Source organism: Streptomyces sp. NRRL B-24484, assembly GCF_000717715.1.
In the GTDB taxonomy this organism is placed as follows: domain Bacteria; phylum Actinomycetota; class Actinomycetes; order Streptomycetales; family Streptomycetaceae; genus Kitasatospora.
This window is the reverse complement of record NZ_JOAI01000024.1, coordinates 51,602-74,493: the sequence shown is the minus strand read 5'-3', so window position 1 is coordinate 74,493 and position 22,892 is coordinate 51,602. Positions and strand designations below refer to the sequence as shown.

Sequence of the window (22,892 nt, the reverse complement as noted above, 5' to 3'; positions counted from 1 at the left end):
CGTGCCGAGGTACCTGCTGATGGTCAACCACGACGGCGGAGCGGTCGAGGAGCCGATGGACGCGTGGGCGCCCGCCGACGTCGCCGCGCACTTCGACTACTACGCGGCGCTGAGCGAGGAACTCGTCGCCAGCGGTGAGATGGTGCGGTTCACGCCGCTGGCGGACCCGCGGCTCGCCAGGATCGTCCGGTCGGACGGCGTGTCGGCCCCGGTGGTGACGGACGGTCCCTTCCCGGAGTCCAAGGAGGTGCTGGCCGGCTTCAACGTCGTCGAGGTGGACTCCGAGGCCCGGGCCCTGGAGATCGCCGCGCGGATCTCGGCGGTGCCGGGCCCGGGCGGAGTGCCGACGCGGCAGCCCGTCGAGGTGCGCCAGGTCATGACCGACAGCGCCTTCGACCTGTGACCGACCGGCCCGAGGTCGAGGACCTGCTGCGCTCCCTGGCGCCGCAGGTCCTCGGCGTGCTGGCCCGGCGGACGGGCGACTTCTGCGCCTGCGAGGACGCCGTCCAGGAGGCCCTGATCGCCGCCGCCTCGCACTGGGCGGCCGAGGGCGTGCCGGAGAATCCGCGCGGCTGGCTGCTGCAGAGCGCCACCCGCCGCCACATCGACCTGATGCGCAGCGACACGGCACGGCGGCGGCGCGAGGAACGCGTGGCCAGGGAATCCGTCCCGGCGCAGGCCTCGGGGGTCGACGACTCCCTGGCGCTGCTGTTCATGTGCTGCCATCCGGTGCTCACCCCCGCGTCGGCGATCGCGCTCACGCTGCGGGCGGTCGGCGGCCTGACGACGGCACAGATCGCCGCCGCCCATCTCGTCCCCGAGGCGACGATGGCGCAGCGCATCAGCCGTGCCAAGCAGCGGCTGAAGGCCTCGTCTGCGGTGTTCGAGGCGCCGGTGCCGGGCACGGCGGAATGGTCGGCGCGGCTCCGCTCGGTGCTGCACGTGCTGTACCTGCTGTTCAACGAGGGCTACACCACCTCGGGCGGGCCGGTCCTGCACCGCGCGGACCTGTCCGGCGAAGCGATCCGGCTGGCCCGGCAGCTGCACCGGCTGGTGCCGGGCGAGGGCGAGGCGACGGGGCTGCTGGCCGTGATGCTGCTGACCGAGGCCCGCCGTCCGGCGCGCACGGGACTGCACGGCGAGCTGATCCCGCTGGCCGAACAGGACCGTGCCCGCTGGGACGGGAGCCTGGTCGCCGAGGGCACCGCGCTGCTCGTCGGGTCGTTCGCGGGTCCGGCCGCCCGCCGGGGCCGGCCGGGCGAATACCGGCTGCTGGCCGCGATCGCGGCCGTGCACGACGGCGCGGCCCGCGCCGAGGACACCGACTGGCCGCAGATCCTCGGCCTGTACGGGCTGCTCGAACAGGTGGCGGGCAGTCCGCTGGTCACGCTCAACCGGGCGGTCGCACTCGCCATGGTCGAAGGTCCGACCGCGGGCCTGGCGCTCCTCGACCGTCTCGGTACCGACGGCGGGCCGCTCGCCGCCCTGCACCGGGTGGACGCCGTGCGCGCCCATCTGCTGGAGACGGCGGGGGAGGAGGCCGCGGCCCTCGACCACTACCGCTCGGCGGCGGCCCGGACGACCAACCTGCCCGAGCAGCGGTACCTGATCGCCCGGGCCGCCCGGCTGCACCGGCACGCCCCACCGCCGACCGGCTCCGACGGGTCACCCGGAGCGGACGGCGGCTGACGACGCACCGGTGCCCGCGCGGCGGCCGGGAGCGCACCTCCCGGCCGGCCTGGCCTCAGAGCGGGGTGAGGACGTCCTGGTGCGCCCCGTCGAGGACGAAGCCGTTGTCGAACCGGACGCGCACCGTCACCCGGTTCCCCTGCTCCCGGTACGCCGACCACTCCGGTTCCAGCGCGGCGATCTCCGCCTCCAGCCGCTTCCGGCTGGCCTCCGGCATGGTGTGGGCGTAGTCCTCGAACAGCGCCTTGAGCCGCTGGTACTCGAGGACCTCGTCGCTCGGCGGGAGTTCCCCGTCCACCCGTTCGACGGTGCCCTCGATCCCGGCTCCCAGGGAGAGGAACCCGACCGTCGTCGCGGCCTCCCCGGCGACCGCGCCGCCGATCCCGAGGTCCTCGGCCAGCCTCACGCGCAGGCCCTCCACCAGGGTCATCCGTCCTCTGCCTCTCCGTCGGTCCGTGTCGCCGGCGCCGCCGGCCACGATCATTATCCGGGGGTGCTGCACGGCGTGTGGACGCGGCCCTGGAGGCACGGCGGAGCACTCACGGAGTGGCGCCGATGGGGACGGACACGGCCGCCGCCTCGGTGGCGTCGACGGGTACCGCGGCCTCGGGGCGGCGCAGGTCGAGGACGATCAGGACGGCGGCGGCGACGCCCAGGTAGACGAGCAGGACGGTCAGGGCCTGGCTCGTGCCGTGGCCGTCGAAGTAGATGGTGTGGTGCAGCAGGACGTAGCCGTTGCGGGGCGGCAGGTAGGGGCCGATGTCGCGCCAGAAGGCGGGCAGGTAGGGCACGCCGCTCGCGCCGCCGGAGGACGGGTTGCCGAAGAGGACCATCACGACGACCGTCACCAGCGTGCCCACGGGGCCGAGCAGCTTCTGCAGGATCGCGGCGACGAAGGCGACCACGGCGACGACCAGCGAGCAGATCGGCCAGGTGATCCAGAACTTGTGGCTGGGGAAGCCCTGCAGCCAGTAGCAGACGATCAGGTCGATGACGAGGCCGCTGACGACGGCGAACCCGGCGAGCTGGGCGGCCCGCCAGCGGCCGGCCGCCCGGCCGGTCGCGGCCATGAGCAGGGTCGAGCTCATGTAGCCGCCGATGAGCAGCGGAACGAGCATGAGTCCCTGGACGAGGCCGAACGGGTCCTTGGGCACCAGCGGTGTCGGGGCGTACTGCTGCACCTGCACGGTCTGGCCGGTGGCCTTGGCGGCCTCCTCGAACCTCACCGCGAGGTCGAGCGGGGCCAGGTCGCTCATGGACGGCACCACGATCAGGGTGTTCGAGGTGCCGGAGGAGACCAGCGCGCCGAAGATCCGGGCCTCGTCGATCGCGGTCTTGGCCGCGGCCTCGGTCGGGTACGGGGTGACCTTCAGGGAGATGGTCTTCTGGGCCGCGGGCAGGACGGGCGAGGTGCCGACCGTGCCGAACGGCAGGTTGTCGGCCTTGGGGGCGTGCGAGGCGCTCATGTAGGTGGTGGCGAACAGGCACTGCATGACGGCGCAGACGCCCAGCGCCACGAGCATTCCGATCATGGCCCGCCTGCGGTCGGGAGGGTTCCCTGCGGGCAGGGGGGCCGTCCGGGCCGCCTCCCTGCCGGGGCGGATCCGGCCGAACCAGCCGATCACGGCGATGCCGAAGAAGGCGTAGAGGAACAGCACTGTCAGCGGGGTGGAGATGTCGCTCCCGCCGAAGTAGAGCACGTGGTTGATCAGGGTGACCGCGTTCTGCGCCGGAAGGACCACACCGATGTTGCGCCAGTAGACCGGCAGCAGGTAGGTGCCCAGACCGCCGGCGGGTGGGCCGCCGACGGCGATGAAGAGCACCGCCACGATCAGGGTGCCCATCTTGCCCACCAGGGCCTGCACCGCGGCGGCGGCCAGCGCCACCGCCGAGGTGATGAGCCAGAAGCACGGCAGCAGCGGCCAGAAGTGGCTGCTGGAGTACGCGCCGATCCCCAGCCCGGCGATCAGGTCGGTCAGCAGCGCGCCCACCAGCGCGTACCCGGCCAGGATGACCGCCCGCCAGGGCGCGGCGGCAGTGCCGTGGGCCGCCTTGTAGACCAGGACGGCGGCCAGGTAGCCGCCGATCAGCAGGGGCAGCAGCAACAGCGACGTCACCGCGCCGACCGGGTCGGTGGAGGCGAGCGGCGCGACCGTCTGCACGGTCACCGGTTGACCCAGCTTGTGGGCCGCCGCGACGAACGCCGGCTCCAGCTCGGTCTGGGCGAAGAAGCTCTTCGCCGGGACGACGACGACCGTGTCGGTCGCTCCGCCGCTGACGTACCCGCCGTACAGCTCGCCCCGGTCCGCGGCGTCGGTCAGTGCCGCCTGGTCCTTGTAGGAGGTCAGGTCCAGCCCGACCTTCGACGCCACCTCGGCGACCACGGGCGACGGCGGCCCGGTCACACCGAACGGCATGTTCCGGGGGACGAGCAGCTGTTGGGCGCTGACGAGGGAGAGCGCGAGCAGGGCCTGGGCGAAGAGCACCAGCCCCAGCGCGAAGGCGATCTTCACCACGCCGCTCCGTCTGCCCGCGGGCGGTGAAGCCTGAGCCGGTACCCTCGCCATCGCTGTCCTCCAGCCGGCCTTCGTCGCCGCGGGCGAGACGGACCCGGGCGCACGCTGATGCGGGGTCCGAGTCCTGGCGGGGATCGCCCCTCGCCCGCGCGTCGTCGAGCGGCGGCGCAGCGGACCGTTCCGGTTCCCGGCCGGTGTCGGCCCGGATCCCGGTCCGTCCGCCACCGGCCTCGTTCCCTGTCGTGAGCCATCACCACACAGCCTCGATCGGGCGGCAACTCGGGCGGCGCCGGGCTGCCGCCGTCCGCCCGCCGCGCCGCCCGACGGCCCGGCGCGGTGTCCGTGGGCCGTCGCGGCGGGGGAGGAGGGCGCTCCGGGAGTGCGCTGTCCGGGGGACGCCGCCGGGTGGCGGCCGGGCCGCGGGGTCGTGCGGCGCGATACTCGGCGGATGCTCAGCAGCCTCCGTGACCGCGTGCTCCCCGATCACCAGCGCCGGACGCCGGAGGAGCTGGAGGAGGACCTCGACCTGTCCGCCGGGGACACCCGGGCGAAGCAGTCCGCGTTCTGGACGATGCTGTTCCTGTCGGCCGTCATCGCGGCCGCCGGGGTGCTGACGGACTCCACCGCCACGGTGATCGGCGCGATGATCATCGCGCCGCTCTCCACCCCGATCATGGGGATCGCGCTGGGCGCCGTGCAGCGTCGGCGGTCGACGGCGGCCCTGTTCGTGGCGGCCGGGGGCCTGCTGGTGGTGGCCGTCGGGGCGGTGGCCTCGCTGGTGGTGCCCGCCTCGTACGACCTGCTGTCGGACAGCCAGATCTCCAGCCGCACCTCGCCCGGGCTGCTGGACCTGGTGGCCGCGGTCGCCACCGGGTTCGCCGGCGCGGTCGCACTCTCCCGCAGGGACGTCGCCGCCGTGCTGCCCGGTGTCGCGATCGCCATCTCGCTGGTGCCGCCGCTCGTGGTCACCGGCGTCTGCGCCGGGCAGACCGCCTGGTGGCTCGCCCTCGGCTCCTTCGTCCTGTTCGTCTCCAACCTGCTGGCGCTGGTCGTCGCCGGCATGGTCGTCTTCGGCGCCCTGGTGCACACGACCGCCGACCGTCCGGCCGGGAAGGGGTCCGCCCGCAGGACGTACCTGGCGCTCGGCCTGCTGTTCGGGGCCGTGGGTCTGCTGCTGGCGGCGAACACCGCGGCCACCGTGCTCGTGCAGCTGTGGACGACGCGCACCGCGAACGCCGCGGCGGACTGGCTCGCCGCGGCTCCCGGCGCCGCCGTCGTCAACGTCCAGGCGCACTCCCGGACCCTGTACGTCCAGGTGCGCGCCCCCGGCGACCTGCCCCCGGTCGAATCGCTGCTCACCGCCCTCCAGGGGCAGGTCCCCGACGGGCTCCCGGTCGTCGTCACGACGACCGAGGGCCGGCAGATCCAGGCCGGACGGGTCGGCGGCTGAGCCCGGACGGCGAGGCTTCGCGTCATGTCCGGACATATAGGGCAAAGCGGATACGCTGCGTCAAGGAAGCCCGCGACCTCGGAGCGCTCATGGACCGTTACCCGCCCATCGCCGACCACGGACTGGTGGGGGACCTGCAGACCGCCGCGTTGATCTCCTCGCAGGGCGTGGTGGACTGGTTCGGCGTCCCGCGGTTCGACTCGCCGAGCATCTTCGCCGCCCTCCTCGACCACGAGCGCGGCGGCCACTTCCGGCTGGCCCCGGTGGAGCACGCCCCGACCTGCCGTCAGCTCTACTACCCGGACAGCGCCGTCCTGGTCACCCGCTTCATGTCCGAGGACGGCGTCGGCGAGGTCATCGACTGGATGCTCCCCGACCGCAGCAACCGCGCCTCGGACCGCCACACCCTGATCAGGGCCGTCCGCGCCGTCCGTGGCACCGTCCGGTTCGTACTCGACTGCCGGCCGCGCTTCGACTACGGCCGGGCCGAGCACCACGTGACCGTGGACGGCCCGGACGCCGTCTTCCGGGCGCCCGGGGCAGCCCTCCACCTTCGCGCGCTCTTCCCGCTGCACCGATCGGACCGCGACGTCCGCGGCACCGTCACCCTGGAGGCCGGCCAGACCTCGGGCGTCGTCATGACGGCCTGCGGCCCCGACGGCGAGGCCCCGCCACCGCCCACCGAGGCCGGGCTCACCGAGCAGCTCTGGGAGGCCGTCGACTACTGGCAGAGCTGGGTGCGCCAGTCGCACTACCGCGGCCGGTGGCCCGACGCCGTCCACCGCTCCGCGATCACCCTCAAACTGCTCACCTACGCCCCGACCGGCGGCCTGGTCGCCGCCCCCACCATGGGCCTGCCCGAGCAGGTCGGCGGCGAGCGCAACTGGGACTACCGCTTCACCTGGATCCGCGACGCGTCCCTCTCGGTGCGCGCCCTGCTCGACCTCGGCTTCACCGAGGAGGCCGAGGCCTTCACCAGCTGGCTCAACGAACGCCTCCGCGAACGCCTCGACCTCCCGGGCGAACGCCTGCAGATCATGTACCGCATCGACGGCGACCCGCAGCTGACCGAAGAGATCCTCGACCACTTCGAGGGCTACCGCGGATCCGCGCCGGTGCGCGCCGGCAACGCCGCGATGGACCAGCTCCAGCTCGACATCTACGGCGAAGCCCTCTACGCCCTCGCCGAAGGACGCCGGTCCGGCGTCCAGCCCGGCTACGACGGATGGAAGGCGGCGGCGAAGACCCTCGACTGGCTCACGGAGAACTGGGACCGCCCGGACGAAGGCATCTGGGAGACCCGCGGCGGCCGCCGGGACTTCACCTTCAGCCGGGTCATGACCTGGGTCGCCTTCGACCGCGGCCTGCGCCTCGCCGAGGAGTTCAGCCGCCCCGCCGACCTCGTCCGCTGGCGGGAGACCCGGGACGCCGTACTCGAACAGATCATGGAACGCGGCTGGAGCGAGAAGGAACAGGCCCTCGTCCAGCACTACGACGGCCACGTCCTGGACGCCTCCCTGCTGCTGATCCCGCGCGTCGGCCTGCTCGGGCCGAAGGACCCCGCCTGGCTCTCCACCCTCGACGCGATGGACCGCAAACTCGTCTCGGACAGCCTCGTCTACCGCTACGACCCGGCCGCCTCACCCGACGGCCTGCGCGGCTCGGAGGGCACCTTCAGCCTCTGCACCTTCCTCTACGTCGACGCGCTCGCCCGGGCCGGCCGGCTGCGGCAGGCCCGCTACGCCTTCGAGAAGATGCTCACCTACGCCAACCACGTCGGCCTGTTCGCCGAGGAGATCGGCCCCTCCGGCGAGCAACTCGGCAACTTCCCGCAGGCGTTCACCCACCTCTCGCTCATCATGGCGGCGTCCTCGCTCGACGACGCCCTGGACCGCGCCACCCGGCGCTGACCCGGAGAGGAACCGACCGTGGACGCAGGCCAGGACCCGGAGCCCACCGGACAGCAGCGGGCGGCGCGCCTCGACCGGGCCGCGTTCGACGCCCTCCACCGGCGGATCAGCGCCGCAGCCCCCGCCGCCGCGCCCGCCGGCGAGCACCCGCGCGGAGCCCTGGAGACGATCACCCCCGCCCGCGTCCTCGCCGCCGCCGGCGAGGTGCGGACGGGCCGTCACGTGAGCCTGGCCGCACCCGTGGGGACACGCGCGAGGCCCGACAACCCGGAACCCGCCCACCACCCGATGACCGGCGCCGTCGCCGGGCGGCTGCGCGGCGAAGGGCTGGAATTCGCGCGGGACCGCATCGAGATGAACGTCCACGGGGACGCCGACAGCCACCTCGACGCGCTCTGCCACGTCGTCTACGACGGCACCCTGTACGGCGGCGTCCCCGCCACCACCCTCACCGCGACCGGCGCCGGGGCCCTCACCGTCGGCCTCGCCGAGGCCGGCATCGTCGGCCGCGGCGTCCTGCTCGACATCCCCGGACTGCGCGGCGTGCCCTGGCTGGAACCGGGGGAGTACGTGACGGCCGAGGACCTGCAGGCCGCCGAGGAGGCCCAGGGAGTGCGCTTCGGTGAGGGCGACCTGCTCTTCGTCCGCGTCGGCCACCGGCGGCGGCGACGGGAGATGGGGGCATGGGACGCGGCCGCCGCCCGGGCCGGCCTGCACCCCGCCGCCGTGGAACTGCTGGCCGAGCGGCGGATCGCCGTCCTGGGCAGCGACAGCAACAACGACTGCGCGCCGAGCCCGGTCGACGGGGTCGGCTTCCCCGTCCACGTGCTCGCCGTCCACGCCCTCGGCATCCACCTGCTCGACTACCTGCAGTTCGAGGAACTCCTGCCGGTCTGCACCGAGGAGGGCCGCTGGTCCTTCCTCTGCATGGTCGCACCGCTGCGCCTGGCCGGCGGGACCGGCTCCCCGGTCAACCCGATCGCCGTCCTCTGAGCCCGCCGATCACCGACCGCGTTCACCGGACGGTGTTCACCGGAGGCAGCCCCGCGGTGAAGCGTTCGAGCTGCGAGCGCACCAGCGCCCGGGCACGCGGCTCGAAGGCCGAACTGTTCCCGCCGACATGAGGGGTGATCAGCACGCTCGGCGCCGACCAGAGCGGATGGCCGGCCGGCAGCGGCTCCGGGTCGGTGACGTCCAGCGCCGCACCCAGCCGCCCGCTGCACACCTCGCGCACCAGCGCACCGGTGTCCACCACCGCACCCCGGGCGACGTTCACCAGGAGGGCGCCGTCCTTCATCCGGGCGAGGAACCCGGCATCGACCAGCCCGCGGGTCTCCGGCACGAGCGGCACGGTCAGCACCACGACGTCCGCCGCGCCGAGCAGGCCCGGCAGCTCCCCGAAGGCGTGCACCGGACCGCCCGGGGCCTGCCGCGCCGTGCGCGCCACCCGGACGATCTCGCACTCGAAGGCGGCGAGCCGCGCCTCCACCGCCGCGCCGATCGACCCGTGGCCGACGATCAGGACCGTCCGCCCGGCGAGCGCCGGACGGAACCCGCCCGACCACCTCCCGGCCCGCTGGGACTCCACGAAGCCGGGGATCCCGCGCAACGAGGCCAGCACCAGGGCCACCGCGAGCTCCGCCGTGCTCGCGTCGTGCACACCGCGCGCGTTGCACAGCGTGACGCCCGCGGGCACGTACGGCGCCAGATCGTCGACACCGGCGCTCAGCGACTGCAGCACCCGCAACCGCGGCATCCGCGCCAGCAGCGGCCGGGCCGCCGCCGTGAAGGTGTACGGGATCACGAAGAACTCGACCGCCGCGAGCACCTCCGGGCCCGGCGGACCGTTCGTCCCGTCCCAGACCGCGGCACCCCAGCCCGCCGGCAGGCCCCCCACCTCGCCGGGCGGGTACGGCAGCAGCACCTGCGGGCCGCTCACCGCCCCGACGTCAGTGCCGGACATCTCATCTCCTGCGGGACGCGGGCGGGCACCCGACAGTGGTCGTGCACCAGTCTCACACGGTGACCGCCGACCGGCAGGGAGACGCACATGGAGCCGGCACCCGCACCCCCCGTGATCGTCGTCATGGGGGTCTCCTCCTCGGGCAAGAGTACGATCGGCGCCGCCCTCGCCACCCGCCTGGGCGTGCCGTTCCTGGAGGGCGACGACCTCCACAGCCCGGAGAACCGCCGCACGATGGCCGCCGGCCACCCGCTCACCGACCGGGACCGCGAACCCTGGCTCGCGGCGCTGACCGAGCGCATCCGGCAGTGGGCCGACGACGGCCGCGGCGGCGTCGTCGCGTGCTCCGCCCTCAAACGCGCCTACCGCGACCGGTTCCGGGCGACCGGCGCCCCGATCCGGTTCCTCGCACTCGACCTCGACCCCGAACTCGCCGCCCGCCGCAGCGCCGCACGGACCGGCCACTTCATGCCGCCCGGCCTGATCGACTCCCAGTACGAGACCCTCGAACCGCTCGCCGAGGACGAACCCGGCGCCACCGTCGACGCCGCCGGCAGCATCGCCGAGACCCTGGCGGCCGCCACCGCGGCCCTCGCCCGCAGCACCGCCCCGCCGCACCCCGATGCCCGCCTGCACTCGCCTTCCCGGGGCCGCCGCTCTAGCGTCGACGGAGATGGTCCCGGCCCCGCCCGCCGCCCCTGAGCGAGGCAGCGGGCGGGGCCGCAGGACGGCCGGCGCCGAGCCCCGCGGGGGCAGCACCGGCCCGGAAACGGAGTCCCCGTGGCTGACACCCAGCACTACGACGTCATCATCATCGGCACCGGCGCAGGCGGCGGCACACTGGCCCACAGCCTCGCCCCCACCGGCAAACGGATCCTCATCCTCGAACGCGGCGGCTACCTGCCCCGCGAACGGGACAACTGGGACTCCACCGCCGTCTTCGTCAAGGGCAAGTACCGGGCCCCGGAGTACTGGTACGACAAGGACGGCAACGCCTTCCCGCCCGAGGTCAACTACTACGTCGGCGGTAACACCAAGTTCTACGGCGCCGCACTCTTCCGGCTGCGCCCCGAGGACTTCGGCGAACTGCGCCACCACGACGGCCTCTCACCGGCCTGGCCCATCCGCTACGAGGACCTGGAGCCCTACTACACCCGGGCCGAGCACCTCTACCTCGTCCACGGCCGGCACGGCGAGGACCCCACCGAGGGCCCGGCGAGCGCCCAGTACGCCCACCCCCCGGTCGAGCACGAGCCGCGGATCCAGCAACTCAGCGACGACCTGGAGAAGCAGGGCCTGCACCCCTTCCACCTGCCGATCGGCGTCAACCTCAGCCAGGACGCCACCGGCCGGGCGGCGCACGACAGCGTCTGCATCCGCTGCGACCGGGTGGACGGCTTCCCCTGCCCGCTCGGCGCGAAGTCGGACGCCCAGGTCATCTGCGTGGACCCGGCGCTGCAGCACGACAACGTCCGGATGATCACCCACGCCGACGTCCGGCGACTGGAGACCGACCCCACCGGCCGGACCGTCACCGGCGTGGTCGCCGAACTCGCCGACGGCACCACCGAGACCTTCGCCGGCGACATCGTCGTGGTCGCCTGCGGAGCGGTGAACTCGGCCGTGCTGCTGCTGCGCTCCGCCGGCGACAAGCACCCGGCCGGGCTGGCCAACAGCTCCGGCGTGGTCGGACGCCACTACATGCGCCACAACAACCTGGCGCTGATGGCCGTCTCGAAGGAACCCAACCCGACCCTCTTCCAGAAGACCCTCGCGCTGCACGACTGGTACCTCGGCGCCGACGACTGGGACTACCCGCTCGGCGGTATCCAGATGCTCGGCAAGTCCGACGCCGAACAGATCCACGGCGAGGCCCCGCGCTGGGCCGGCGCGGTCAGCCCCGACATGCCCTTCGAGGTCATCGCGCACCACGCCGTCGACTTCTGGCTCTGCGGCGAGGACCTGCCCGCCCCCGACAACCGGGTCACTCTGGACGCCGACGGCAACGTGCACCTCGCCCTCGACGAGAAGAACAACACCGCCGGACTGAAACGGCTCCGCCACAAGCTCCAGGGCATGCTGGGCGAGCTCGGGATGCACGAGCACCACCTGCTCTCCCGCAGCATCTACCTGCACAAGGGCATGCCGATCGGCGCCACCGCCCACCAGGCCGGCACCGTCCGGTTCGGCACCGACCCGGCCTCCTCCGCCCTGGACGTCAACTGCAAGGCGCACGACCTGGACAACCTCTACGTCGTGGACACGAGCTTCTTCCCGAGCATCGGAGCGGTGAACCCGTCGCTGACGGCCATCGCCAACGCGCTGCGGGTCGGCGACCACCTCGCCGACCGCATGCGATGAGCAGGAGGGCCAACGAGATGGCAGCACAGCAGATGGACGCCCTGGTCATCTTCGGCGCGACCGGTGACCTGGCCAAACTGGAGACCTTCCCCGCCCTGGTCGGGCTGGTCGACCGCGGAGTCCTCGACGTCCCCGTCGTCGGCGTGGCCAAGAGCGGCTGGGGCCTCGACCAGTTCCGGAACTACGCCGAGGCCTCGCTGAAGCTCAACGGCATGGACCCGACCGCGCCCGCCGCCCGGAAGATGCTCGGGCTGCTCCGCTACGTCGACGGCGACCTCGACGACGACGCCACCTACCAGGCCATGGCCCGGGAGATGGGCTCCGGCGAACGGGCCCTGTTCTACCTGGAGGTCCCGCCCCCGCTCTTCGGCCGGATCGCCAAGGGCATCGCCGACGCCGGCCGGGCGAAGGGCGCCCGGGTGATGGTCGAGAAGCCCTTCGGCACCGACCTGCGCAGCGCCCGCGAACTCAACGCCACCATGCACGAGTACTTCCCCGAGGAGTCGATCTACCGGGTCGACCACTGGCTCGGCCTCGACCCGGTGGAGAACGTGCTCTTCGCCCGGTTCGCCAACTCCGTCATCGAACCGCTGCTGAACCGCACGCACGTCAGAAGCATCCAGATCACCATGGCCGAGGCCTTCGACGTCTCCGACCGCGGCCGGTTCTACGACCGCACCGGCGCCGTCCGGGACGTCGTCCAGAACCACATGCTGCAGGTCCTCGCCACCGTGCTGGCCGAACCGCCCTCGGGCGAGGGACTGGAGTCCTGGCGCGACGCCAAGGCCAACGTGGTCTCCTCGCTGCGCCCGCTCACCCCCGAACACGTCGTGCGCGGACAGTACGACGGCTACCTGGACGTCGACGGCGTCGCCGCGGGCTCGACCACCGAGACCTTCGCGGCCGTCCGGCTCGCCGCCGACTCCTGGCGGTGGGCGGACGTGCCGATCCTGATCCGGGCCGGCAAGTGCATGCCGGTGACCGCGACCGAGGTGAGCATCCACTTCCGCAGCGCCCCGCACGACGTCTTCGGGCTGCGCCCGAGCCCGGCCGCGAACAGCCTGCGGTTCCGGGTCTGGCCGGAGACGCAGGTCGCCCTCACCCTGGCGGGCAAGGCACCCGGCGGCGGCTGGCAGGCCAAGCACGAGGAACTCTCCTTCAGCGAGGTCCCCGGGTCCGACATGCGGCCGTACGACCGCCTCATCGGGGCGGCCCTGGACGGCGACCGGTGGCTGTTCGCCCGGGAGGACACCGTCGAGGCGGCCTGGCGGGTCGTCGACCCCATCCTCGGGAACGCGTCACCGGCCCTCCCGTACGCCAGGGGCAGTTGGGGCCCGAAGGAGGCCGACGCGCTGCTGCCGGACGGCGACCACTGGCACGACCCGAAGTGACGGACCGCCACCGGGCGGGCCCACCGGCCGACGGTCGGTGGGCCCGCGGCCCGGGGGACGGCCGCCTGCGCGGTGTCGGCCGATGGGATGACACCGGCCGTGCCCTCCCGACCGGGCCGCCAGGGGCGTGCTTGACTGGGGCCGAGCCACTCGCAATGGGGAACAGATGAGCCAACTCGACCTCGCCAGGCTGCAGTTCGCCATGACGTCGATCTACCACTTCCTGTTCGTACCCGTCACCATCGGTCTCGGATTCCTCACCGCCCTGCTGCAGACCGGCTGGCACCGCAGCGGCCGGGACGACCTGCTGCGGCTCACCCGCTTCTTCGGCACCCTGCTGGTGATCAACATCGCGGTGGGCGTGGTGACCGGGCTCGTCCAGGAGTTCCAGTTCGGCATGGACTGGTCCGCGTACTCCCGCACGGTCGGCGACGTGTTCGGCGCGCCGCTGGCCATAGAGGGGCTCGCCGCGTTCTTCCTGGAGTCGACCTTCCTCGGGCTCTGGCTGTTCGGATGGGACCGGCTGCCCCCGCGCGTGCACCTGGCGACCATCTGGCTGGTCGCCGTCGGCGGCGCGCTGTCCGCGGCGTTCATCATGGCCGCCAACTCCTGGATGCAGCACCCCGTCGGCTACACGATCGACCCCTCCACCGGCCGGCCCCAGCTCAACGACGTCTGGAAGCTGTTCACCAACCCCGTGTTCCTGCGCGGCTACCTGCACGTGATCCTCGCCTCGCTGGTCACCGGCTCCGTCGTGATGCTCGCCGTCTCCGCCTGGCAACTGCGCAAGGGCTCGTCCCCGCTGGCCTTCCACGCCGCCGCCCGGCTCGCCCTGGTCGTCCTGGTGCCGGTGATCCTCGCCGCGATGCTGGTCGGCAGCGAACTCGGCGTCACCGAGGGCAAGTACCAGCCCATGAAGATCGCGGGCGCCGAGGCGCAGTGGGACACCTGCCAACCCTGCTCGTTCTCGCTGTTCCAGATCAGCGGCGGCAAGAACGACATGACGCCGACGCAGATCATCGCCATCCCGCACCTGCTCTCCCTGCTGGCCACCAACCACTGGAACGGACAGGTCCTCGGGCTCAACGCCGTGCAGGCCCAGTACGAGCAGCAGTACGGCCCCGGCAACTACATCCCGAACATCTTCATCCAGTACTGGTCGATGCGGGTCATGGCCTACCTGGCCGTGGTCGTCCTCCTGGTCGGGCTGTGGGGCCTGTGGCTGCTGTGGCGCAAGCGGCTCAGCAGCGCACACCGCTTCCACCGGGTCGCGGTCTGGGCCGGCGCACTGCCCTTCCTGATGAACACCGCCGGGTGGCTGCTGACCGAGAACGGCCGCCAGCCCTGGATCGTCCAGGGCCTCCAGCTGACCCGCAACGGCGTGTCCCCGTCGGTCAGCACCGCCACCGTCGCCACCAGCCTGATCGTCTTCTTCCTGCTCTACGCGGCGCTCGCCGTGGTGGCCGTGGTGCTGCTCACGCGGTACGCCCGCAAGGAGCTCTCCCCGCCCCCCGCCGAGGACACCGCGGTCCCGGCCCTGACCTACTGAGGCCGCCCGATGGCGCTCGCCACGTTCTGGTTCATCGTCACCGCTGTCCTGTGGACCGGCTTCTTCGTCCTGGAGGGCTTCGACCTCGGCGTGGGCATGCTGCACACCTTCGTCTCCCGCGAGGAGGCGGGCCGCCGGGCCGCCATCAACACCATCGGGCCGCTCTGGGACGGCAACGAGGTCTGGCTGATCGTCGCCGCGGCCGCGATGTTCGCCGCCTTCCCGGCCTGGTACGCGACCATGTTCTCCAGCTTCTACCCCGCGCTGATCCTGCTGCTGGTCGGGCTGATCGTCCGCGGCGTCTCCTTCGAGTTCCGCGGCAAGGTCGACAGCGCACGCTGGATCCTGACCTGGGACGCGCTGCTGACCGCCGGCAGCCTGCTGGTGCCGCTGCTCATCGGCATCGCGCTCGGCAACCTGCTGCACGGCGTGCCGATCGACCAGAGCCAGGAGTTCACCGGCGACTTCGGCGACCTGTTCTCCGGCTATTCGGTCTTCACCGGGATCACCCTGGTGCTGCTCTGCCTGCTGCACGGTGCCGTCTTCATGACGCTCAAGACCACCGGAGCGGTCCGGGACCGCGCTCTGTGGCTGGCCCGGCGCATCGCCCCCGTCACGGTCCTCGCCGTCCTGGTCTTCCAGCCCTGGACGCACTCCGTCGCCGGCGGCGGCGTGCTGCCGGACGTCCTCGAACTCACGACCGTGATCGCGGCGATCGCCGCCGGCTGGCTGCTCGCCGGACGGCACGAGGGCTGGGCCTTCGTGGCCACCACGGTCGTCATCGCGACGACCGTGCTGTCGTTTTTCGCCGACCTCTACCCCCGGCTGATGGTGTCGAGCACCGACTCCGCCTTCGACCTCACCGTGCACAACAGCGCCTCCGGCGGCTACGCCCTGAAGGTGATGAGCGTCGTCGCGATCGTCTTCTTCCCGCTCGTGCTCGCCTACCAGGGCTGGACCTACCACGTCTTCAGGCTCCGCGTCTCCGCCGAGCAGTTCGACGTGCCGCACGCCCGGCGCGACTGAGCCGCCGGCACCCGGTACCACCCCGGAGACCCGTGGCCCGGTGCCCCGGGCGGCCGGCGGGGGAGCCGGGCACCCGGGGCGGACGGCCGTCGGACCGGCCCGCCGGTCGGGGGCTGGGCAGGTCGGGTCGGGTCGGGTCAGCTGAACCGGAACAGGGCGGTGTGGACGCTGCCGTCCGTCAGCCCGAGCGACGTCGTTGCTGTTGAAGTCGGCCGTGTACGCGTGCGCCGTCCGGGGAGACCGCCACGCCGGCCGGGGTCCTCGCGTCGGAGCTGCTGATGGTGGCGGTGACGGCATCGGTCGCGGTGTCGATCACCGAGACGGAACTGCCGACGAAGTTGGCCACGTACACCCGTGCGCCGTCCATGGATCACACCTCTCTGGGCTTCGTGGTGCACCTCGGCACCTGCTCGGGCAGCATCGCGAGAGGGTGGGACGGCCGGGGCCCCGATGGACCGTCATTCACCGGATCGAGGAGGAATTCCTCCGGGAACGACCTGATCGGCCGACGCGGACGCGCCCGCCGGGTGTGGACGTGCCGGCGGGCGGTCGGCTGCCCGGGTCAGGACGGGTCGGGTGGAGCGTGACCCGGGGCGGCGGTCGTTGGTTGTCGGCCGTCAGCTGTCTTTCGGTGCGGCGCCGCTGCCGTGCTCCCGCTCCCAGGCCGCTGCGAACATCTCGTGCAGCGGGGCGACCGGCAGCACCCTGCCGAACGGGGAGCGGATCGTGTTGCCCCACAGCGGCGTCACGCGGTGGGAGGCGAGCTTGACGGTCTCCAGTGGCAGGTGCGGCGCCTTCAGCTCCGTCCAGCCGCCGGGCAGGAAGAGCGCCCGGCCGGCCCGGGCGCGCTTGGCCTCCACCACCACACCGGTGGCGAGGAGCTCGGTGCGGGCCTCGGTGTGCTGCTTGGCCGTCCAGCCGTTCCAGCGGCGGACGTTGCGGTCGGTGGGTGCGGCGAGCGCCGCGATCTGGAGGTAGAGGGCGGCCGCGTCGGCGCCCACCGCGAGCCGGCTGCGTACCCGGGCGACCAGCTCCGGGCAGGACCGCCGCGGGTCGGCCTCGTACGCACCCGCCGGGACGGCTCCGGAACGGCTCCGGTCGAGCATCCGCTGCAGGCCGCCGCCGGGCAGCAGCGGCGCCACGAGGTCGAGGCCCGCGGCCAGCCCGGGGATCTCCCGGAGCGTGCGCCGCACCTCCGGGTCGGCCGCCGCCGGGCGCAGGAACGCGGTGCCGCGCGGCGCGCAGACGACCAGCGGCCCGGAGTCGTAGGCGACGTGCGGCAGCGGGCCCTCCTCCTTGCGGCGGTCGTCCGCCACCGGTGTCCGCACCGGCCCGAAGCGCCGCGCGATCCCCTCCTCGGTGTCCTCCACGTACCCGCGGTCCAGCTCCAACAGCAGCTCCGGACGGGCGAGTTCGGCGAGCAGCCGGTCGTGCAGGGCGACCGCGCCGGCCACCGCCGGATCGCCGACCGGCCGGTCCGTGCACGCCCACACCAGGGCGCTCGCGATCCGCCGGAGGGGCAGCCCGACGGGAGTGCCGTACCGCACGTCGAGCCCGGCCGGCGGGACGGCCCTGACGTCGACCCCGGTGCTGTACGGGGTGGCCGTCAGCTCCCAGCCCGCCGCCGGCACCGTCCCGTCGTCGGCGGCCTCGTAGCCGCCGGCGAGCCGCCGGGCCCACACCTCCGGCAGGCCCAGCTCGGCCTCCAGCGCATCGGCCGCCCCGTCGTGCAGGGCGGGCTGCGCGCCGAGGCGCGCACACCAGACCGCGGCCATCCGCTCGGCAGCGGCCTCCACCCCGCCGGGCCGCCACAGCTCGGCCGGGTCCTCGGGCAGCGCGGCCGCCAGGACGGCCCGCCGGCCCTCACCGCCGAGCCGCTCGCGGAGCCGGTCGTACGCCTCGACCGTCATCGCCGTCGCCCGGTACGGGGCCTTGCGCAGCAGGCTGCGGTGGTCCTCGCGGTCCGACCCGGCGACCAGGCCGGCGACCACCAGCCGGGCCACCGCCCGCCGGACACCGGTCAGTTCGGCGAAGCGCGCGGCAGCGGCCTCGGAGACCGCGAGCGGGCCGTGCGCGTAGACCGCGGCGAGCAGGGCCCGCAGCCGGCCCGCGTCGTCGCGCTCGACGGCGACGAGCCGGGCCCGCGGAACGGCCGCCGGCACCGGGCCGCCGGCGGCGTCCCCGGCGGCGGGCCCGGCCGCGGGCGCGACGAACCAGTGCTCCGAGGACCCGGGCCTCACGGCGGCGGAGGCCACCGCCGTCCCGTCCTCGCGGAGCGCGTCCAGGACGGCGGCGGCCGCCCGGCCCACCCGCCAGCGGCTGCCGGCGGCGGCGAACGGCTGGTCCGCCCAGGTGCCCAGGAACGCCAGCAGGGCGGTCCGCGCCGGGTCCGCGGTCGCGGCCACGGCCGCCCGCCAGGCCACCGCGTCGATCGCGCCCAGCAACTGCGACCAGTCGTGCGGAGGCGCCGGCGGCGACAGGCGCCGCACCTCCTCCACGAGGGTGCCCGCCAGGCAGGCGCCGTCGGCGGCGAGCGCGCTCAGCGTGGCCGGCAGCGGCACGTCCGGAGCGCGCCGCCACTCGTCCCGGTCACCCGGCGTGACCAGCCCGAACAGGGCGGGCACCAGCTCGGTGTCCGGTGCGGACCCGCGCGGCAGGGGCGGCGCCTCGGCGAGCAGGGTGACCCGGTGGTGCAGGGCGAGCCTGCGCTCGTCCACCCGCACGGCCCGGACGGCCACCGCCGCGACGGCCTCGACCAGCACCGGATCGGTGACCCCGGGCAGCTGGCGGGCGATCGCCGTGCGCAGCTCCCCGGCACCGGCACGGGCGGCCGCGAGCAGCGCCTCCGCACTCTCCCGGGCGACGCCGCGCAGCGCCCGGGAGCCGGCCGCGTCCCGGGTACGGAGCAGGTACCAGAAGGCGGGCGGCAGGGCGACGCCGGTGGAGACGGTGGCGCGCCGGTTCCGCCGCGCCCACTTGCCGGCGGGCGAGCGGTGGCCGTCCAGCTCCCACAGCAGGCTGCCGTCGGCGGTGTAGGCGCGGACGCCGGTGCGGGTCTCGGCCTCGGCGAGGACGACGTCCTCGACCGCGCCCTCCGGGGGCGCCCACAGCCCCCACGGCTGCTGGCCCTGGCGGTCGACGTCGAAGCGGGCCGTGCGCCCGTCGATGCTCTCCAGCAGGAAGTGGTCGGGCGCCGCGTGCCGGTGCGGGGTGCGGTACAGCACCCGGGTGCCGACCAATCCGTCCCGGCAGCCCAGCGGCGCGCCGGTCGCCCCCGCGGGCAGCGGCGCCAGCTGCAGGGCCTCGACGTCCAGGGCCGTGCCGAGCTCGGACGGCTCCGCGGCCGGGTCGGCGCTCGGCGCGCGGCCCGGGAAGTCCGGCAGCTGCACGACCCCGCGGGACTCGCCGGTGACCTGGTCGACCGCCTCCCACGGCCGGTCCCGGAACACGCCGTTGACCCAGGTCCGCGAGCCGTCGGAGAGCTGCAGCTCCAAACGGTCGATGCCCTCGGTGCCGCCCGGGCGCAGCACCCGCTCGCCGCCGTGGCGGCCACCGCCGTCGGCTGTTTCGAACTGGAATCCGTACGCGCCGTCCAGGCTGCCGTCGTACGGCACCAGGCCGCCCCGCTCGTCCGGCGCGAAGGGCTCGTCGGGACGGTCGGCCCAGACCGCGGTGTCGCAGTGGTGGGGGCGGTCCGCCACCGTCCAGCTGACCAGGAAGGAGCCGCCGACGTAGTGGACCGCGAACATGGTGGCGTCGTCGGGCACGGTGAACCGGCAGGACGCGCGGACGCCGTCCGGGGCGACGGCGACCGCGCGGGTGCGTCCGAACACCGTCAGCACCGGCCAGGTGGAGGTCACCCCGGCCACGCCGGGCAGCGGGCCGTCCTCGTCGGGGTCCGCGCCGGTCTCCGGTGCCGTGCCGGGCTCGGCGTCGGCCGCGAACTCGGCGTACACCGACTCCAGGGCCGGCCAGGCGAGTTCCTCCGGGAGGCCGGCCCGAAGCGAGCGGAGCAGCGCACCGGCGGCGCCCGCCTCGGCGAGGGCGTCGGCAATGCCACCGAGGGCCGTCACGGTGGGCCGGTCGAGCAGGGCCGCCAGTTCGGCGACGGCCTCCTCGGCACCGGCCATGCCGCCACCGGCGACGGTGTCGACGAGCTTGCCGACGCGCCCCGCGACAGCCTGGGCGATGCCGTCGTTGCCGGGCAGCAGCGTCACCGCCGTGCCGGCGCGCCGCGCCCGCGACGGCCCCCACTGGGGCAGCAGGCCCGCGTGCACCGTGCCCTCCAGCCGCGGGCCGAACACCGGGTCGGCCGCGAGCGCGGTGAGATCCCGCCGGGACCGCTCGCCCCAGAAGTGCATCCTGACCTGAACGCCCGGGTCCACGACCGCGACACCGGCCGCGAGGCAGGCGTCCAGCAGGTCGGCGTCCAGGCCCTGCCAGTGGTGGCGGGTGGTGTGCACCGTCACCGGCGTGCCGGCCGCCTTCAGACGCGGCGCCAAGCGGCCGACCAGATCGAGGAGTTCGGCCGGGAGCTGCTGGCGGGCGACACCGCCCCCGGACTGTGCCGCGTACTGGTACATGTGGACGACGTGGCCCAGCCAGCGGTGCAGGCCGCCCTCGGGCTCCACCCGGCCCTCCACCAGGGCGTCGGCGGCGCCGCAGCCGATCAGCACCCGCAGCCAGGCCCCGCCGTCCGTGGTGCCGTCGGGGAAGACCTCGACCAGCCCGGCCAGGAGCCCGTGCACCGGCGGATGGGCCGTCAGGAGCGGGGCGGCCGCGTCCAGCAGCGCGTCCGGAACCGACTTGTTCCGGGTGACCGCCAGGACCGCCCCGACCAGCCGCGCCACCTCGGCGTCGCCGTGCCCGGCCGCCTTCGCGGAGGCCCGCGCACCGCGGACCAGATCGGTCGGCAGGTCGGCGGACGAGCCCGCCCACGCGGTCAGCAGCCGGTCGAGGGCCGCGTGCGCGGCGGCCGGTTCCAGCGTCCCGGTGAGGAACTTCTGATGCGCCGCCAGCTCCTTGGCGGGCATGGCCCCGCCCGCCGCGAACAGCTGGGCGTTGGCCTGCCGGTAGCCCCCGTCCACCGGCAGGCCGTGCTCGGCCTCGGCCGCGCGCGCCGCCGCGTAGGCCCGCCCGGCGGCCCGGCCGCCGGTGCCGATCAGCCGGTGCCCGACGGTGTCCCAGAACCACGGCAGGTGCGCCGGCGGCAGCCGCCGTGCCCGACGGGCCATCTCGTCCACGAACGCACCCGGCTTGTGCCAGGACCGGTTGAGCCGGGTGGCCATCTCGACCGTCAGGTCGCGCGCGGCACCCGCGGCCGACGGATCGTGCGCGGCGGCCCAGTCGGGGTACGTGGTCGAGCGGTGCGGCCCGGAGACGGGCAGCAGGGACTCCAGCGAGGCGATCATGACCCGGATCGTCGCACGCCGCACTGACCACGCCGATCCGGCCCCTCGCCGGACCGCAAGCGGGCGCTGCGCCCCGAGTGTCGGGCGCGACCACTCTTCCGGGCCGTCGTGAGAGGGCGTGCGATGCCTCGTTCCGGCGAGGACGGCACCCGGCCGGCCGGTCCGAGGTGCGATCGCCGTCCCGCATCCCGTGGGGCCGGTGACCCGCTGCAACCGCTGCCGTCGGTGGCGTGCAACCGTGGCGGTGCCGACGCGAGAACCCGGCGACGCGAGAACCCGGCGGCGGGGGGTTTCCGGTGGCCGCTCGGCGGCGAGACGACTGACATGGGTAGTTACGTGATCACTGTTCCCGGAACCGTGCGGCAGCCACTGGAGGAACCGGCGCGCCGTGCCCTGTTGGCCGTCGTCCACGGGGCCGATCCGGAGGAGGTGGGTGCCCAGGTGCCCGACCTGGACGTGCTGACCTTGGACGAGAGCGGGGGCACGTTCGTCCTGCGGCTGGAGGTCGACGCCCCCGACCGGACCGCCGCCGGCGAAGCGGCGGTGGACCTGACCAGGCGGGCCTTCGCTGAGGCCGGGTACGAGGCGGACGCGGTGGGCGTCGGTGCTCCCGTGGTGACGGGCATCGACGTCGGCTGACCCCGCGCTCGTGTTCCCGGGCAGCGCCGTCGGCCCGGGGTCTGGGGGAGAGCGCCGTCGAACGGTGACGGCCGCGACCGCATGGTCTCGGCGGTTGATCGCGGTGCCTCGGCTACAGGCCGAGCAGCAGGTCCCGGACCGCGGCCGGGCGGGACAGGAACGGGTGGTGGCCGGTGTCGAGCTCGACCACCTCGTCGGCCCGGCGCGCGAACTCGCGCTGAAGGTGCGGCGGGGTGCCCAGGTCCTGCGCGCAGACGACATAGGTCGAGGGCACCTGCCGCCACGCGGCCGCGGTGACCGGCTCACCGGTCACCCGCACGCTCTGCCGGGCGAGGTGGTTCGCCGCCTGCGCCCGGACGTCGGGGTCGCAGTCCTGCAGGAAGGTGTCCACGAGCAGCTCCGGACGGACCCCGAACGTGCCCGCGACCGGGTCGACGTCCAGGAAGGGGGCCGGGCTGCCGTCCCCGAAGTCCGACAGCCCCTGCCCGACCTCGGGCAGGTAGCTGGAGACCAGCACCAGGTGGCGCACCGAGGCCACGCCCGCGGCGGCCTCGGCGGTGACGATGCCGCCGTAGCTGTGGGCCACCACGACGGTGGGTTCGTCGCCGGCCTGCAGGACCTGCCGGACCGCGGCGACGTCCTCGGCGAGCCCCGGACCGGTGGCACCGCCGGGCACGCCGGCCTCGCCGCAGCTCGGCAGCGCCGGGGCCACGCTCCGCACGCCACGTTCCTGCAGCAGACCGGCGGTGCGGTGCCACCACCACGACCCGTCCCGCACACACGCCCCGTGCACGAACACGACCCTCATCGGCGCCTCCACCTCGGGTTCGGATCCCTTCCGGACCAACGCTAGACGGAGTCGACGCCGTCACGAAGAGTTGACAGCCCGCCGACAGTCCGTCGCCGGCGCGCCACGAGCACCGCGCCCGGGGCCGCGTGCACACCGGACGGGCAACGAGGCCGTCGGACGTGGCCCGGGTCCGGGGC

Annotated in this window: 17 protein-coding genes; 11 read left to right on the top strand and 6 right to left on the bottom strand. The window is 74.1% G+C overall.

Translation table 11 applies throughout. The features are described from left to right. The first annotated feature begins 1 nt into the window (after position 1). Positions 2-403, top strand: a complete 402-nt coding sequence (locus tag IE98_RS0122395; RefSeq protein ID WP_030271605.1) for a YciI family protein — start codon at positions 2-4, stop codon at positions 401-403. Next, positions 400-1,689, top strand: coding sequence for an RNA polymerase sigma factor (locus tag IE98_RS0122390; protein ID WP_052390822.1), 1,290 nt, complete (start codon positions 400-402; stop codon positions 1,687-1,689). The genes IE98_RS0122395 and IE98_RS0122390 overlap by 4 nt, the downstream gene beginning before the upstream one ends. Before the next feature lie 55 nt (positions 1,690-1,744). On the opposite strand, the gene IE98_RS0122385 is transcribed toward IE98_RS0122390, so the two are convergent. Then, a complete protein-coding gene (locus IE98_RS0122385; RefSeq protein WP_030271601.1) occupies positions 1,745-2,119 on the bottom strand; it encodes a hypothetical protein in 375 nt (124 codons plus the stop codon). 109 nt (positions 2,120-2,228) lie between these two features. Next, positions 2,229-4,205, bottom strand: coding sequence for a hypothetical protein (locus IE98_RS0122380; RefSeq protein WP_159401020.1), 1,977 nt, complete (start codon positions 4,203-4,205; stop codon positions 2,229-2,231). 448 nt (positions 4,206-4,653) lie between these two features. Between IE98_RS0122380 and IE98_RS0122375 the strand changes: the two genes are divergently transcribed. The 3 genes from IE98_RS0122375 (at position 4,654) to IE98_RS0122365 (ending at position 8,558) form a co-directional block, all read left to right on the top strand. Then, positions 4,654-5,655 (top strand): DUF389 domain-containing protein, encoded by a 1,002-nt coding sequence (locus IE98_RS0122375; RefSeq protein WP_030271596.1) that lies wholly within the window; start codon positions 4,654-4,656, stop codon positions 5,653-5,655. 89 nt (positions 5,656-5,744) lie between these two features. Continuing rightward, positions 5,745-7,565 carry a glycoside hydrolase family 15 protein gene (locus tag IE98_RS0122370; protein ID WP_030271594.1) on the top strand — a complete coding sequence of 607 codons (1,821 nt, stop codon included), beginning with the start codon at positions 5,745-5,747 and terminating at the stop codon, positions 7,563-7,565. A gap of 18 nt (positions 7,566-7,583) precedes the next feature. Then, on the top strand, positions 7,584-8,558 hold the full coding sequence (locus IE98_RS0122365; RefSeq protein WP_420706211.1) for a cyclase family protein: 975 nt from the start codon (positions 7,584-7,586) through the stop codon (positions 8,556-8,558). Positions 8,559-8,580: 22 nt separating this feature from the next. Here IE98_RS0122365 and IE98_RS0122360 read toward each other — a convergent pair whose 3' ends face one another. After that, positions 8,581-9,528: a 2-hydroxyacid dehydrogenase gene (locus IE98_RS0122360; RefSeq protein ID WP_030271589.1), complete on the bottom strand. Its 948-nt coding sequence runs from the start codon at positions 9,526-9,528 to the stop codon at positions 8,581-8,583. Between the two features lie 87 nt (positions 9,529-9,615). Between IE98_RS0122360 and IE98_RS0122355 the strand changes: the two genes are divergently transcribed. The 5 genes from IE98_RS0122355 to cydB all read left to right on the top strand — a co-directional run bounded on the left by IE98_RS0122355 (position 9,616) and on the right by cydB (position 15,855). Continuing rightward, entirely contained in the window at positions 9,616-10,230 is a 615-nt protein-coding gene (locus tag IE98_RS0122355) for a gluconokinase (RefSeq protein ID WP_063748984.1), read from the top strand. A gap of 78 nt (positions 10,231-10,308) precedes the next feature. Beyond that, the gene (locus IE98_RS0122350; protein WP_030271585.1) at positions 10,309-11,889 is read left to right on the top strand and encodes a GMC oxidoreductase; all 1,581 of its coding nucleotides are present in this window, start codon (positions 10,309-10,311) and stop codon (positions 11,887-11,889) included. Between the two features lie 17 nt (positions 11,890-11,906). Next, positions 11,907-13,280: a glucose-6-phosphate dehydrogenase gene (gene zwf, locus IE98_RS0122345; protein ID WP_030271582.1), complete on the top strand. Its 1,374-nt coding sequence runs from the start codon at positions 11,907-11,909 to the stop codon at positions 13,278-13,280. 166 nt (positions 13,281-13,446) lie between these two features. Beyond that, positions 13,447-14,829 (top strand): cytochrome ubiquinol oxidase subunit I, encoded by a 1,383-nt coding sequence (locus tag IE98_RS0122340; protein ID WP_030271580.1) that lies wholly within the window; start codon positions 13,447-13,449, stop codon positions 14,827-14,829. 9 nt (positions 14,830-14,838) lie between these two features. Then, complete coding sequence (gene cydB / locus IE98_RS0122335) at positions 14,839-15,855, top strand: cytochrome d ubiquinol oxidase subunit II (RefSeq protein WP_030271578.1); 1,017 nt, start codon at positions 14,839-14,841, stop codon at positions 15,853-15,855. A 178-nt stretch (positions 15,856-16,033) separates the two neighbouring features. Here the strand turns inward: cydB and IE98_RS0122330 are convergent, their stop codons facing one another. Together IE98_RS0122330 and IE98_RS0122325 are read right to left on the bottom strand one after the other, a co-directional pair. Beyond that, positions 16,034-16,222 carry a hypothetical protein gene (locus tag IE98_RS0122330; protein ID WP_030271576.1) on the bottom strand — a complete coding sequence of 63 codons (189 nt, stop codon included), beginning with the start codon at positions 16,220-16,222 and terminating at the stop codon, positions 16,034-16,036. Between the two features lie 250 nt (positions 16,223-16,472). Further along, the gene (locus IE98_RS0122325) at positions 16,473-21,266 is read right to left on the bottom strand and encodes a hypothetical protein (protein WP_052390821.1); all 4,794 of its coding nucleotides are present in this window, start codon (positions 21,264-21,266) and stop codon (positions 16,473-16,475) included. 336 nt (positions 21,267-21,602) lie between these two features. Between IE98_RS0122325 and IE98_RS0122320 the strand changes: the two genes are divergently transcribed. Further along, the gene (locus IE98_RS0122320) at positions 21,603-21,905 is read left to right on the top strand and encodes a hypothetical protein (protein ID WP_159401019.1); all 303 of its coding nucleotides are present in this window, start codon (positions 21,603-21,605) and stop codon (positions 21,903-21,905) included. Between the two features lie 112 nt (positions 21,906-22,017). Here the strand turns inward: IE98_RS0122320 and IE98_RS0122315 are convergent, their stop codons facing one another. Then, complete coding sequence (locus tag IE98_RS0122315; RefSeq protein WP_030271570.1) at positions 22,018-22,713, bottom strand: alpha/beta fold hydrolase; 696 nt, start codon at positions 22,711-22,713, stop codon at positions 22,018-22,020. Positions 22,714-22,892 lie beyond the last annotated feature (179 nt).

Excerpts from the sequence above, each read along its gene's own strand:
- IE98_RS0122385 (WP_030271601.1), bottom strand. The coding sequence starts at position 2,119 with ATGACCCTGGTGGAGGGCCTGCGCGTGAGGCTGGCCGAGGACCTCGGG.
- IE98_RS0122375 (WP_030271596.1), top strand. The coding sequence starts at position 4,654 with ATGCTCAGCAGCCTCCGTGACCGCGTGCTCCCCGATCACCAGCGCCGG.
- IE98_RS0122370 (WP_030271594.1), top strand. The coding sequence starts at position 5,745 with ATGGACCGTTACCCGCCCATCGCCGACCACGGACTGGTGGGGGACCTG.
- IE98_RS0122360 (WP_030271589.1), bottom strand. The coding sequence starts at position 9,528 with ATGTCCGGCACTGACGTCGGGGCGGTGAGCGGCCCGCAGGTGCTGCTG.
- IE98_RS0122355 (WP_063748984.1), top strand. The coding sequence starts at position 9,616 with ATGGAGCCGGCACCCGCACCCCCCGTGATCGTCGTCATGGGGGTCTCC.
- zwf (WP_030271582.1), top strand. The coding sequence starts at position 11,907 with ATGGCAGCACAGCAGATGGACGCCCTGGTCATCTTCGGCGCGACCGGT.
- IE98_RS0122340 (WP_030271580.1), top strand. The coding sequence starts at position 13,447 with ATGAGCCAACTCGACCTCGCCAGGCTGCAGTTCGCCATGACGTCGATC.
- cydB (WP_030271578.1), top strand. The coding sequence starts at position 14,839 with ATGGCGCTCGCCACGTTCTGGTTCATCGTCACCGCTGTCCTGTGGACC.
- IE98_RS0122330 (WP_030271576.1), bottom strand. The coding sequence starts at position 16,222 with ATGGACGGCGCACGGGTGTACGTGGCCAACTTCGTCGGCAGTTCCGTC.
- IE98_RS0122325 (WP_052390821.1), bottom strand. The coding sequence starts at position 21,266 with ATGATCGCCTCGCTGGAGTCCCTGCTGCCCGTCTCCGGGCCGCACCGC.
- IE98_RS0122315 (WP_030271570.1), bottom strand. The coding sequence starts at position 22,713 with ATGAGGGTCGTGTTCGTGCACGGGGCGTGTGTGCGGGACGGGTCGTGG.